Source organism: Lacinutrix venerupis (genome assembly GCF_001971745.1).
Taxonomy (GTDB): domain Bacteria; phylum Bacteroidota; class Bacteroidia; order Flavobacteriales; family Flavobacteriaceae; genus Lacinutrix; species Lacinutrix venerupis.
This window is the reverse complement of the sequence record NZ_CP019352.1, coordinates 544,211-556,833: the sequence shown is the minus strand read 5'-3', so window position 1 is coordinate 556,833 and position 12,623 is coordinate 544,211. Positions and strand designations below refer to the sequence as shown.

The 12,623-nt window shown below is 31.1% G+C and carries 12 protein-coding genes and 1 tRNA gene; 7 read left to right on the top strand and 6 right to left on the bottom strand.

All coding sequences use genetic code 11. The features are described from left to right. Nucleotides 1-2: 2 nt before the first annotated feature. Nucleotides 3-569: a DUF3109 family protein gene (locus tag BWR22_RS02465; RefSeq protein ID WP_076731855.1), complete on the bottom strand. Its 567-nt coding sequence runs from the start codon at nucleotides 567-569 to the stop codon at nucleotides 3-5. Between the two features lie 230 nt (nucleotides 570-799). Between BWR22_RS02465 and BWR22_RS02460 the strand changes: the two genes are divergently transcribed. From BWR22_RS02460 to BWR22_RS02450, 3 genes are all read left to right on the top strand, one after another. After that, nucleotides 800-1,387 carry a MarC family protein gene (locus tag BWR22_RS02460; protein ID WP_076731854.1) on the top strand — a complete coding sequence of 196 codons (588 nt, stop codon included), beginning with the start codon at nucleotides 800-802 and terminating at the stop codon, nucleotides 1,385-1,387. An 88-nt stretch (nucleotides 1,388-1,475) separates the two neighbouring features. Then, nucleotides 1,476-1,673 carry a hypothetical protein gene (locus BWR22_RS02455; RefSeq protein WP_076731853.1) on the top strand — a complete coding sequence of 66 codons (198 nt, stop codon included), beginning with the start codon at nucleotides 1,476-1,478 and terminating at the stop codon, nucleotides 1,671-1,673. Continuing rightward, nucleotides 1,674-2,276 carry an FAD-dependent oxidoreductase gene (locus tag BWR22_RS02450; RefSeq protein WP_076731852.1) on the top strand — a complete coding sequence of 201 codons (603 nt, stop codon included), beginning with the start codon at nucleotides 1,674-1,676 and terminating at the stop codon, nucleotides 2,274-2,276. It begins immediately after the preceding gene. Here BWR22_RS02450 and BWR22_RS02445 read toward each other — a convergent pair. The 3 genes from BWR22_RS02445 to BWR22_RS02435 form a co-directional block, all read right to left on the bottom strand. Further along, the gene (locus BWR22_RS02445) at nucleotides 2,273-3,874 is read right to left on the bottom strand and encodes a S41 family peptidase (protein ID WP_076731851.1); all 1,602 of its coding nucleotides are present in this window, start codon (nucleotides 3,872-3,874) and stop codon (nucleotides 2,273-2,275) included. The two genes, BWR22_RS02450 and BWR22_RS02445, sit on opposite strands and share 4 nt — an antisense overlap. A gap of 20 nt (nucleotides 3,875-3,894) precedes the next feature. Then, on the bottom strand, nucleotides 3,895-4,326 hold the full coding sequence (locus BWR22_RS02440) for a deoxycytidylate deaminase (RefSeq protein ID WP_076731850.1): 432 nt from the start codon (nucleotides 4,324-4,326) through the stop codon (nucleotides 3,895-3,897). A gap of 160 nt (nucleotides 4,327-4,486) precedes the next feature. Continuing rightward, complete coding sequence (locus BWR22_RS02435; RefSeq protein WP_076731849.1) at nucleotides 4,487-5,077, bottom strand: HupE/UreJ family protein; 591 nt, start codon at nucleotides 5,075-5,077, stop codon at nucleotides 4,487-4,489. 259 nt (nucleotides 5,078-5,336) lie between these two features. On the opposite strand from BWR22_RS02435, the gene BWR22_RS02430 reads away from it, so the two are divergent. After that, nucleotides 5,337-6,461 carry a formylglycine-generating enzyme family protein gene (locus BWR22_RS02430; protein WP_076731848.1) on the top strand — a complete coding sequence of 375 codons (1,125 nt, stop codon included), beginning with the start codon at nucleotides 5,337-5,339 and terminating at the stop codon, nucleotides 6,459-6,461. A 98-nt stretch (nucleotides 6,462-6,559) separates the two neighbouring features. Here BWR22_RS02430 and BWR22_RS02425 read toward each other — a convergent pair. Beyond that, a tRNA-Leu gene (locus tag BWR22_RS02425) sits at nucleotides 6,560-6,641 on the bottom strand. A gap of 146 nt (nucleotides 6,642-6,787) precedes the next feature. Here BWR22_RS02425 and BWR22_RS02420 point away from each other — a divergent pair. The 3 genes from BWR22_RS02420 (at nucleotide 6,788) to pth (ending at nucleotide 9,129) form a co-directional block, all read left to right on the top strand. Next, the gene (locus BWR22_RS02420) at nucleotides 6,788-7,729 is read left to right on the top strand and encodes a ribose-phosphate pyrophosphokinase (RefSeq protein ID WP_076731847.1); all 942 of its coding nucleotides are present in this window, start codon (nucleotides 6,788-6,790) and stop codon (nucleotides 7,727-7,729) included. A gap of 53 nt (nucleotides 7,730-7,782) precedes the next feature. Continuing rightward, entirely contained in the window at nucleotides 7,783-8,412 is a 630-nt protein-coding gene (locus BWR22_RS02415) for a 50S ribosomal protein L25/general stress protein Ctc (protein WP_076731846.1), read from the top strand. An 81-nt stretch (nucleotides 8,413-8,493) separates the two neighbouring features. After that, nucleotides 8,494-9,129 carry an aminoacyl-tRNA hydrolase gene (gene pth, locus BWR22_RS02410; protein ID WP_076731845.1) on the top strand — a complete coding sequence of 212 codons (636 nt, stop codon included), beginning with the start codon at nucleotides 8,494-8,496 and terminating at the stop codon, nucleotides 9,127-9,129. Between the two features lie 39 nt (nucleotides 9,130-9,168). On the opposite strand, the gene BWR22_RS02405 is transcribed toward pth, so the two are convergent. Beyond that, nucleotides 9,169-12,471 (bottom strand): zinc-dependent metalloprotease, encoded by a 3,303-nt coding sequence (locus BWR22_RS02405; protein ID WP_076731844.1) that lies wholly within the window; start codon nucleotides 12,469-12,471, stop codon nucleotides 9,169-9,171. Nucleotides 12,472-12,623 lie beyond the last annotated feature (152 nt).

Below are 12,623 nucleotides of genomic sequence, written 5' to 3'. Positions count from 1 at the left end.
AACTATTTCATATTATCTGCAACTTTTTCAAGTTCAGCATACCAATCTTCTCCAAATTTTCTAATCAAAGCCTCTTTAACAAACTTATAAACAGGAACCTGTAATTCTTTCCCTAAACTACAAGCATCATCACAAATTTCCCATTTATCATAATTAACAGCAGAAAACTCTGTATAATCTTTTATTCTAATTGGATATAAATGACAAGAAACAGGCTTTTTCCAAGATACTTCTCCTTGATTATAAGCTTCCTCTATAGCACATAATGCTGTGTTTTTTTCATCAAAAATAACGTAAGCACAATCTGCTCCATCTATTAATGGTGTTTCAAGCTCTCCAAAGTCTGCTATAATAGAAGTGCCTTGAGCCTCAATAGCATCTATACCTTCCTGCCTTAAAAAAGGCTTTACTTTTGGATATATATCATCCAAAATCTTAGCTTCTTCTTCTGTTAAAGGAGCTCCGGCATCACCATCTATACAACAAGCGCCTTTGCATGCCGATAAGTTACACACAAAATCGTTATCTATAATAGATTCAGACACTATTGTTTTACCTAATTGGAACATAATTATTATAATCTAGAATAATAGCACAAAGATAATGCGAAATTATTCAACTTTTAAACAATAAACTTTAGCAATAAATTAATGTTAATTTAATATTGGAAATCTCCTTTTAAGAAGTACTTTTGCCGAAAATTTGAGAATAACAGTTTTTAACTGTTAATAAAGCATTTACGAAAAAATTTGAAGAATATATAAAACGTTTCGAGTCTTCAAAAAGAAAAAAACAAATTATGAATTTTAATTTTGACCTTAAAGAAATATTTACCGTTTTTATGGTACTATTTGCAGTAATAGATATTATTGGTAACATTCCAATTATTATAGACTTACGCAAAAAAGCAGGACATATACAAAGTGAAAAAGCATCAATTATTGCTGGAATAATTTTAATTGCCTTTTTATTTTTAGGAAAAAGTATCTTAAATCTTATTGGTATAGATGTAAGTTCTTTTGCGGTTGCTGGTTCTTTTATCTTATTTTTTATTGCTTTAGAAATGATTTTAGGAATAACACTATATAAAGAGGAAGATACAAACCCAATGACTGCGTCTGTATTTCCATTAGCGTTTCCATTAATTGCTGGTCCAGGTAGTTTAACAACTTTATTATCGCTTAGAGCAGAATTTGAAACTGGTAATATTATTATTGCCGTTCTTCTTAACGTACTTTTAATTTTTATTGTTTTAAAAACATCTAGCAGAATAGAACGTCTTATAGGACAAAATGGAATTAGTATTATTAGAAAAGTTTTTGGCGTTATACTTTTAGCCATTGCAATTAAACTGTTTGCAACGAACGTTAAAATTCTTTTTACGTAACTTTACATTATATAACGGGCCCATAAAAATTATAAATACTTTTTAATAGCGCCCTGCTCATAATAATTTAAAAACAAAAAATATAAATATGAAAATATTTACATTAATACTTAACATTATAGCTATTGCCTTAATAGTTTACAATGCAACAAAATTAGATTTTAATGCTCTTTTTAAAGGAGAAAGTATGATAGCTTTAATTACAATTATTGCTGCGCTTTGTGCTATTTTATTACTTCAAATTTTAAGAATTTCTAAAAAAATTGAAACTAAAAGCAGAGGATAAATGTTAGATACTTTAATTATTGGTGGTGGCGCTGCAGGCTTATCTTGCGCCTTAATTTTAGGTTCAGGTTTAAAAAAACCATTTGCAGAAGGCAAAGAAGTAGCCATTATTACTCACCAAAAAACATCTCATTTACAAAATGCTTTATTTAATAATGTTTTAGGCTTAAAACCTGGCACCTTAGGAAAAGATATTTTAACTGAAGGAACTCAGCATTTAAAAAATTTGTATCCTGAAGTTTCACAAATTGACAATGAAAAAGTAACGGAAATTTCTAAAACATCTAGAGGTTTTGTAGTAACCACAAACAAAAACAACTATAACACAAAACGAGTTGTTGTAGCTGTTGGGTATACTAGCTTAATCTCTATAAAAGGCCTAGAAGATTTTATTGAACCGCATCCAAAAGCTGCTATAGAAAAAGATAGAGTTTGGCTTAAAAATACCGATCATTTAATTGAAGAAAATCTATATGTTGCTGGAACTTTAGCTGGATGGCGCAGTCAATTTGCAATAGCATCTGGAAGTGGAGCTCATGTTGCAACAGATATTTTAACACTTTGGAACAATGGAAAGCAAACTAAAATACACGATAAAATTTAATTTAACGAATCTTTATTTAAGCTTAAATTAATTACTTCGTTTACCATATTATCTCCCAAGTTTAAGACTTCTTCAAAAGCACCATTACCGTATAATTGGTCTGCAATTGCAGCCTTAATATAAAGCTTTGCTTCTTCTTTATAAGCAACAAAAACAATATTAGTTTTTCGTTTTACGTTTAAAAAGTCTTGAAATTCTTCAATCACCTCATCTGTTATTTCGTAATTTACTAAATAATCTTCTTTTGTTATATCTTTAAAAGCATCTCTGTCTTTTTCTAATAATTCAAAAGCGAAGTTATTTATAAAACCTCGACGATATAAAAAGGTTATAGTCTCATTTTGCATACCTTCATCTAAAGGCACAAAAACATCTGGAATTATACCACCTCCACCATAAACCACCTTTCCTTTAGGCGTTGTGAACTTTAGCGAATCTGCAATTTCTATTTTTTCTTCATCTAACAATTCTCCGCTAACTTTTCTGGAGTAATAATCATCAAAATAGCTGCTATTTCCATTTTCGTAAGAGCGTTGTATCGAGCGACCTGTTGGTGTATAATATCTTGAAACGGTTAATCTTACAGCACTACCATCTCCCAACTGCATTTCTCGTTGCACCAAACCTTTACCGTAAGATCGACGTCCTACAATAGTACCTTTATCATTATCTTGTAAAGCGCCAGCAACTATTTCGCTTGCAGAAGCAGAGTTCTCATCTATTAAAACAAAAATTTTACCATCCTCAAAAGAGCCTTTACTTGTAGCAAAACTTTTTTCAACTTTACCTCTTTTATTTTTTGTGAATAAAATAAGTTTATCGTCTTCCAAAAACTCATCTACTATTTTTTCTGCAACTCCTAAAAAACCACCTGGATTATCTCTTAAGTCTAAAGCAATCTCTGTAGCACCAGCTTTTTCTAACTTTGTTAATGCCGCTTTAAACTCTTTATAAGTAGATTCTGCAAAACGATTAATTTTTATATAACCTAAATTATTGGTTAACATGTATGCAGCATCAACACTCACAATAGGAATAACTCCACGTTTAACTTTAAATTTTAGTGGTTTATCAAAACCTTTTCTAACTACTTCTAAAGTAACGTCTGTTCCTTTTAAACCTTTAAGTTTTTTAACTAAATCTCCATTACTTAAGTCTCTGCCAAAAAGGGAGTCGCCATCTGCAGTAATTATTCTATCTCCGCCTTTAAGTCCTGCACGTTCGCTTGGTCCATTTTCTATAGTTCTAATTACTGTAATAGTATCTTTAAATGTATAAAAACTAATACCAATACCTACAAAGTCGCCTTTCATGTTTTCTGCTACGCTTTGCATATCTTCTTTAGGAATATATACAGAATGAGGATCTAAATTCTCTAAAATTCCATTAACAGTAACATCTACAATACTATCTGTATTTACGTCTTCTACATAATCATGATCTATATAATCTATAAGTCTATTAAGCTTATCTTTTTTACTATTAGAAGTAAATAAACTATCGGATTTATCGTTAAAATCTAATGAACCACCAATAAAAATACCTATTGCAATTGCTGCACCTAAAAGTAAAGGCAGGTATTTTCTTTTTAAATTCATACTATTTAAATGTTATTTTATTAAGCAGTTAAATCTTCAATTTTAACAATTTCAATACCTGCTTTTTCTAAAAATTGTAATCCAGAGTCGTCTTTATAACCTTCTTTATAAACTACACGAACTATGCCAGCTTGATGAATTAATTTACTACATTCCTTACAAGGTGATAATGTAATATATAAAGTTGCGCCTTTACAAGATTGTGTAGACGATGCAACTTTTAATATAGCATTAGCTTCTGCATGTAATACGTACCATTTTGTATAACCTTCGTCATCTTCACAATAATTTTCAAAACCTGTAGGTGTTCCATTAAACCCATCACTAATTATCATACGTCCTTTAACAATTAATGCACCTACTTGTTTTCGTTTACAGTGCGATAGCTTTCCCCACTCTTTAGCGATTCTTAAATAAGCTTTATCGTATTTGTGTTGTTTAATTTTAGACATATATTTAGCTAGGTATTTTATTTAAAACGGTTAAAATAGATTTTAAATTTGCAAAAATATAAAATATCTACCGTGTTAATTATACTACCCGACACGAATATAGTGTGTTAGTATTTTAATTACAATGCTATTAATAAGATTTAAGAAAAATTTATCGTATCTATTGTAAAAGAGGGCTGTTTAATAACATAGGGATAACTAATCCTACAACTATTGCAGAAACTACCATAACCCAATCTCGTTTAGAGAATCTAAACACTGTTTGCGTTATGTAACCTAAAAATAAAATTATAAATACAATAATTACTTGTGCTATTTCTATACCTAAAGCAAACTCTAAAAGAGTTATTAATTTATTATCTTCTCCTCCTACAAGAAGTTTAAATTCTCTAGCAAAACCTAAACCATGTACTAAACCTAAAAATAATGTTGAAATAAAAAGCACTCCTACTTTTTCTTTTTGCGCTCCTTTTCCAGAAGTAAAAACATTAAAAAGCGCTACTATTAAAATAGTAATTGGTATTAAAAACTCAACTAAATTTCCAGATACTTTTACAGCTCCATAAGTTGATAATATAAGTGATAAAGTATGACCTATGGTAAACATAGTAACTAGTAAAAAAACACGTTTCCAATCTTTAAACAAGTATGGAACTGTTAAAACAATTAAAAATAATACGTGATCGTAAGCATTAATGTCTAATACGTGATTAATACCATACTGTACGTTAAACCAAAGTTCTTGTAGCATTTTATTTTATTTTGGGAGTTGTAAATATATAATAAAAAAGAGAAAATTATCAAGTTAAATTAATTGACTTTATAATAAGAAAACAAAAATTAGGATTTAAATCACTCTATTAATCTAAAGCTCAAAATATTTAGATTTTTATAGCTCAAAACAAACACTCTTAAATTTAAATAAAAACAACTCAAAAACTTATACCAGAAAAAATGTATTAGATTTTTTAGGCAATACCTATATTTGTTTTAAAGCTTAAATATAATTAATGAAAAGTATAAATTTCCTTACCTACATTTTACCAACTCTAATAATATTAGTACTCACCTCATGTAGAGAAGAGAAAAAGCAAGACAAAATATTACAATCGCCTTTTGAAACAGCAATAAAACAAAAAGCACTAATTATTGATAAGCCAGAAAATATTAACACACCCAAAGGTATGGTTTGGGTAAAAGGAAAAACATTTACACAAGGCGCAAAAGCAGGAGATAAATTTGCAATGATGAGAGAAAAACCAGCACATCAAGTTTCTGTTGATGGTTTTTTTATTGATATAACCGAAGTCACTAACAAGCAATTTACTGCTTTTGTAAACGCAACAAAATACATAACTGTTGCAGAAAGACCAATAGATTGGGAAGTAATGAAAGTTGAACTTCCGGAAGACACACCTAAACCTCATGATTCTATTCTTAAACCCGGCAGTTTGGTATTTAATAAAAATGTAAAAACAGTTGCAAACATGGAAAATTATGGCCAATGGTGGACATGGAAAATTGGTGCAAATTGGAAACATCCTGAAGGTCCTAATAGCTCAATTGAAGGTAAAGATGACTATCCAGTTGTTCATATTGCTTTAGAAGATGCTCAAGCCTATTGTAAATGGGCAAACAAAAGACTACCTACTGAAGCCGAATGGGAATCTGCCGCTCAAGGCAATAATAAAAATGCCATTTACACTTGGGGAAACGACAGCTCTATTGTAAATAAAAATGCAAATACCTGGCAAGGGCAATTTCCTATTAAAAATGAAAATAAAGATGGTTTTAAATCTATAGCACCTGTAAAATCTTATCCTGCAAATAGTATTGGCATTCACGACATGCTAGGTAATGTATGGGAATGGACTAACGATTTATACAACAGTAATTATTATAACAAACTAAAAACACTAAAATCTAATATAAATCCTCAGGGAGCAGATAGTTATTATAATTCACAAAATCCATATCAAGTAGAGATGATTATTAAAGGAGGCTCTTACCTATGTCATGAGTCCTATTGTGCAAGTTTTAGAATTTCAGCAAGAATGTCTACAAGTAAAGATTCTGGTTCAGACCATTTAGGTTTTAGAACAGTTAAAAGTTTACCTCTACTTAAAAAAGAATAATTTATTATCGAATAAGAAATATTTGTTAGCTTTTAGCAAAACAATCAACAAAAAAACCGTAAAAACACTAATTATTAGTTATTTACGGTTTCACAAAGTACTCAAGGTGGGAATCGAACCCACACTCCCGAAAGAACTGGATTTTGAATCCAGCGCGTCTACCAATTCCGCCACTTGAGCAATTACACTTTCACAAAAATATATCTTTTTTTAAATAAACACCTTAAAAATAGTAGTGATTATGCTCTAGACAAGAAAAAAAATTATAAATTTGCACCTCATTAAAAATAACGTGGTGTTTATCACCACTTTAATACATTTTTACGATGCCAAATACTAAGCCAGACGCAAAAATTTTTTCAATTACGCAAAGTAGAACTTTAGCTGAAAAAATAGCTACTGCTTATGGTGCTAAATTAGGTAATGTAATCACATCTACTTATAGTGATGGTGAATTTCAACCATCTTATGAAGAGTCTATTCGTGGTACAAGAATTTTTATTATTGGATCTACAAATCCAAGTTCTGAAAATTTAATGGAAATGTTATTAATGATAGATGCTGCAAAACGTGCCTCGGCAAGACACATTACTGCAGTATTACCATATTTTGGTTGGGCAAGACAAGACCGTAAAGATAAACCTAGAGTACCAATTGCTGCAAAATTAGTAGCAAAAATGTTGGAAACAGCAGGTGCAACAAGAATTATCACTATGGATTTGCATGCAGATCAGATACAAGGATTTTTTGAAAAACCAGTAGATCACCTATTTGCTTCAACTGTGTTTTTACCATATTTAAAAGAGTTAAATCTAGACAATTTAACTATTGCCTCTCCAGACATGGGAGGAAGCAAAAGAGCTTATGCTTATTCTAAAGCGCTTGAGAGCGACGTAGTAATTTGTTATAAGCAACGCGCAAAAGCCAATGTGATTTCACACATGGAACTTATTGGAGATGTAACTGGTAAAAATGTAGTATTAGTAGATGATATGGTAGATACTGCCGGGACATTAACAAAAGCCGCAGATTTAATGATGGAACGTGGCGCTTTAAGTGTAAGAGCCATTTGTACTCATCCTATTTTATCTGGAAGTGCTTATGAAAGATTAGAAAATTCAAAATTAGAAGAATTAATTGTAACAGATTCTATTCCTCTAAAGCAAGAAAGTAAAAAAATTAGAGTGATTAGTTGTGCAGATTTATTTGCAGGAGTTATGCATAATGTACACTATAATAAATCTATTAGCTCTAAATTTTTAATGTAAAACTATTGAGCTAGTTTTAAACAAGTTAATTAATAATTAAATATAAATAAAAAATGAAATCAATTACAATCAACGGATCTCAAAGAGAAAGCGTGGGCAAAAAGTCAACAAAAGCCTTACGTAATGCTGGTCAGGTTCCTTGCGTATTATACGGAGGAGACAAAGCAGTTCATTTCTCAGCAGCTGAATTAGCATTCTCTAAATTGGTGTACACACCTAATGCGCATACAGTTGTAATCGAATTAGAAGGTGGAGAAACTTTTAACGCAATTTTACAAGATATCCAATTTCATCCAGTAACAGATAGAATTTTACACGTAGATTTCTATCAAGTATTCGAAGACAAAGAAATTACTATGGATATTCCAGTAAACTACATTGGTAACCCAAGAGGTGTTAGAAGTGGTGGTGTTTTACGTAAAAACAAACGTAGCTTAAGAGTTAAGGCTTTACCAGGAAATTTACCAGATTTCATAGATGCTGATATTGAAAACCTTAAAATTGGAAACAAACTTTACATAACTGCTTTAGAGAACGAAGCTTATACTTTCATGCACCCAGACAACACTGTTGTATGTTTAGTAAGACGTTCTAGAGCTGCTGTCGTAGAAGATGATGACGATGAAGATGCAGATGACGTACCAGCAACTGAAACTGATGATGTAGCTGCAGTAAAAGAATAAATTACTTATTCTAAAAAATAAAAAAAGCATTCTGAAATATTCAGGATGCTTTTTTATTTTTACAAAAAAAGTAACTTCAATATGTTTGATTGGTTATACAAAATATTAAAAGCTAAAAACAATTCAAATACAATTGAAAAAACAAATCCTATGAAAAAATTCTTAATTGTTGGTTTAGGAAATATTGGTGAAAAGTATGAAAACACACGCCATAATATTGGTTTTAAAATTCTTGACCACTTTGCAAAAGAAGAATCTCTAACTTTTGAAACACAAAAACTTGGAGACGTTTCCACTTACAAACTAAAGGGAAGAACTTTTATTTTTCTTAAACCTAATACCTATATGAATTTGAGCGGAAAAGCTATTTTATACTGGTTAACAAAAGAAAAAATACCATTAGAAAACTTGCTAGTTATAACAGATGATTTAAATCTTCCTTTTGGAAGTATTCGTGTAAAAACCAAAGGAAGCGATGGAGGTCACAACGGCTTAAAAGACACTCAAGATAAACTAAACACTTCAAAATATAACCGTTTTAGATTTGGAATAAGTGATGCCTTTAGCAAAGGCAAACAAGTTGATTACGTTTTAGGCGAATGGACAGAAGAAGAAAACACTAAATTAAACGAGCGCTTAAAAAAAAGTGTTGAACTTATTAAATCTTTTGGTTTAGCCGGAATAAATAATACCATGAATACTTTTAATGGTAAATAAAAAAGGAAGCTTTTTAGCTTCCTTTTTTATTTATAATATTTAATTAATAATTACTTTTCTAGCTTCCAAGTTTACACCATCACTAACTTGCAACATATACATTCCAGATTGAACATTATCCAAATTAATAACTTCGTTAAATTCTGTACTCGCTTTATAATTATTAGAAAAAACTTGCCTTCCACTAATATCAAACACCGAAATTAGAACATTTCTATTAGCAACACTATTTAACTTGACATTAAACGAACCATTATTAGGGTTTGGATATATATTAAAATTAGTTAAAAACGGATTAACCTCATCAACAGATAGACTTCCTTGAACACAAAACTCTAAAGTAAACTCTAAAATAGTTCCTCCATCTGCTGGGCCAAAATCATCATCTACAGAAAGTGTCCAATCTCCAACTGTTGTTTCTCCATATAATGTAGACAAATCTCCTTCTGGAATAAATGAACCTGTAAATGGAGATGTTCCTGCTACTATAGAGGTAGTGGCTTCTTGATCAAAAACAGTATTTATATAATCATCGTCACCTGAAACACCATTATCTGTAGATAGTTCTATTATTGTACCACTTGGACTAATTAAAAAGATATCTAAATCATTATTCCAATCGTGTTCTATATTAATTTTAACATTAACATCTGTTATAGGAAGATCTTCTGCAATCGTAATTACAGAAAGGTAATTAGCATTTGAACCTGAAGCAGCAATAGTTATTGGCGTATCTGTAGCTGTAAAAACATTATTACAAGAAATATTAGCTGTTGTAAAATTAAATACAGAAGAAGGACTCGATATACCACATTGATTAGAAGCTGTTACCCTCCAAAAATATTGTGTATTGGTGTTTAAATTTGTTGCTGTATAAGATGCAGATTGTACTGAAGCAGTTTCTACAATTGTTGCAAATCCAGCGTCTGTAGCTATTTCTACTAAATAATCCTCTGTATTTACATCTATATCCCACGTTAATAAAGCATCTGAAGCAACATCCACTGCTCCATCTACAGGAGACACTAAAGTTACATTATTTACAGTACTATTAAAAACATTAAGTGTTACATCTGTACTTTTAATAATTGTACCAGATTGACCTTGAATAGTAAATACATAAGAACCTGTAGCTAAACTTCCAGTATTAGAAACTGTAACTGTACCTGTAGCACCATCGCTTGTTACCGTAGTAGGATTTACCACTGCTATTGCTCCTGTAGGTAAATTTACTACTGATATAATTGTTGGATCACTAAATCCTAAAAAGGTATTATAAGTAAAGTTATAAACAGCATCACTTGGTTGACAAACATCAACGTTAGAATTAGAAACCGATATAACAAATTCAGATTCTTGAATTGAGAAATCCGTAGAATTAACTGCATAGAAAATATTATTATTCCCTTCTACAATAACTCTTGCCATTGTAGTATCACCTCCAGTAATTGGCACAGTAACATCATGAGTACCATCATTTGGCACATTACTAGCCATAGTAAAAGGAAATGTTAAACCTCCATCTATTGATAATAAAATATTTACAGTTGGAGTATTAACTGCGCCTACATCTGTTCCTGCTACATCCCAAGTTATGGTTTGCGTAGAACCAGCATCCCAAGTTACATTTGTACTTTGAGAGGTTACAGCAAAAGGACCACTTGTTCCATCTACCGTTACTTGCATAGTATCAAAAGAGCTTTGTGGCATTTGCCCAACTCCATTTGCTGCTGCTCGATCCCTTACAGTAAGTGCAAAATTTAAACTTCTACTAATATTAGAAACTGTTTCCCACGAGGAATTATCTGTTGTAATACTAGGATTTGTTTCTGTTAATTCTCCATTCAAAACTCTACTTAAAATAGGCATATATCTGTTAGGAGAATCATTTGGAGGTCTAGATCTCCATACCGGTCCTGTATGTGTTGGCCCAAATTGAGCACTTGTAGTTTGTTGACTATCTATTTGTTCCCAACTATATGATAATGTGTCACCACCATCTGCATCTGTTGCAGCTCCTTTAAGAATAAAAGCTGTTCCCATTGGTATAACATAATCTATTCCTGCATTTGCAACTGGAGGATTATTTGTTATTGAGGTTGTTACAGCACAATCATTAGGAGAAGTATCTACATTATTTAATATTTGATTTATACTATGATAATGGAAATAGGCATCACTATGTTGTTGCACATTATTAGCTCCTGTAATACCAGCATAACCCATGATAGTTGTTCCACTTCCTGGTTCTGAATTTACACCTGTTCCTTCTGTGTTATGAGAAAAAGTATGATTTGCACCCATTTGGTGACCTATTTCATGAGCCACATAATCGATATCAAAATTATCTCCTTGTGGAATACCATCTGCGGGCGATGTTTTTCCACTTCCTTTACTTCCGTCTTCACAAACACAACCTATACATCCAGCACTTCCTCCTCCTCCAGAAGCTCCAAACATATGTCCAATATCATAGTTAGCTTCACCAAGATTAGCTGTTAATTCAGCTTGCAACTCTGCATTCCAGTTTCCTAAATTATTAGAATAAGGATCTGTAGCAGGATCTGTAAAAATAAGTTGATTAGCACTAACTATTTGAAAATTAATAGCCATGTCAACCTCAAAAACTGCATTCACTCTAGTAATTGTAGCGTTAATAGCTGCTAAAGCATCTGCCACACTACCTCCATGGTATTGGGTATATTCGCCATTTACAGAAACTGCAAGTCTATAAGTACGTAAAAGTTGATCGTCTGCATCTCTATTTAAATTACTACTGGAAAGTATTCTATTCCCTGCATCAAAATCTTCTACAGTAGAACACACAAAATCACTTACATAATCTCCACGAGAACTTTTGGTATATAGAATATACTCATTAGAGCCATGAGATTCTGGCATCATAAAATTTGCTTCTTGATTTTTATAAGTTATCATTGTTTGTACACCTTGGTGACTAACACTCATTCTTAACTGTGTACTATTATCATTATTAGCATAACCTACATAAGATTTTATATTTGGATAAAGGACTGAAAGTTCTGGAGAAAAAACAGGTGCTTCGTAAATAGTAAACATTTTTATTTCACCATTTTTAGCAGGCAAAGCAACCTGTGTGTTATTTAACAATGAGTTACTACCTCTTAAGGGAGCATTTAAAATATTTTGTTTAAAAGTATTAAAATCTAGTTCAAAAAAATGAACTTTATCCATTTCCAAATGTTGCTTAATAATACCTTCTGTTTTATTAAGGCTAGTTTTCTTTTGCCAAACATTTTGAGATGAAACTGTAAACGAATACAGAAACCCTATAAGGAAGAAGTAAAGTAATTTTGTTTTCATTGTTTTAAGTTTTTTGTTGTTCTATTCTCAAATTTAACTAAAAACAAATTAACAACAAGCACGCAAACAATTAAATATCAGAATATTAAAATAATACTATCTAAAAAATAAAAACGAAAAAAACATTGACAATTAACTGTTAACATTTTCTT

What these genes read in the sequence shown, in the direction of transcription:
- pth (WP_076731845.1), top strand. Translation starts at nt 8,494, where the DNA reads ATGTTTGATTGGTTATACAAAATATTAAAAGCTAAAAACAATTCAAAT.
- BWR22_RS02450 (WP_076731852.1), top strand. Translation starts at nt 1,674, where the DNA reads ATGTTAGATACTTTAATTATTGGTGGTGGCGCTGCAGGCTTATCTTGC.
- BWR22_RS02405 (WP_076731844.1), bottom strand. Translation starts at nt 12,471, where the DNA reads ATGAAAACAAAATTACTTTACTTCTTCCTTATAGGGTTTCTGTATTCG.
- BWR22_RS02420 (WP_076731847.1), top strand. Translation starts at nt 6,788, where the DNA reads ATGCCAAATACTAAGCCAGACGCAAAAATTTTTTCAATTACGCAAAGT.
- BWR22_RS02460 (WP_076731854.1), top strand. Translation starts at nt 800, where the DNA reads ATGAATTTTAATTTTGACCTTAAAGAAATATTTACCGTTTTTATGGTA.
- BWR22_RS02455 (WP_076731853.1), top strand. Translation starts at nt 1,476, where the DNA reads ATGAAAATATTTACATTAATACTTAACATTATAGCTATTGCCTTAATA.
- BWR22_RS02440 (WP_076731850.1), bottom strand. Translation starts at nt 4,326, where the DNA reads ATGTCTAAAATTAAACAACACAAATACGATAAAGCTTATTTAAGAATC.
- BWR22_RS02430 (WP_076731848.1), top strand. Translation starts at nt 5,337, where the DNA reads ATGAAAAGTATAAATTTCCTTACCTACATTTTACCAACTCTAATAATA.
- BWR22_RS02415 (WP_076731846.1), top strand. Translation starts at nt 7,783, where the DNA reads ATGAAATCAATTACAATCAACGGATCTCAAAGAGAAAGCGTGGGCAAA.
- BWR22_RS02465 (WP_076731855.1), bottom strand. Translation starts at nt 569, where the DNA reads ATGTTCCAATTAGGTAAAACAATAGTGTCTGAATCTATTATAGATAAC.
- BWR22_RS02445 (WP_076731851.1), bottom strand. Translation starts at nt 3,874, where the DNA reads ATGAATTTAAAAAGAAAATACCTGCCTTTACTTTTAGGTGCAGCAATT.
- BWR22_RS02435 (WP_076731849.1), bottom strand. Translation starts at nt 5,077, where the DNA reads ATGCTACAAGAACTTTGGTTTAACGTACAGTATGGTATTAATCACGTA.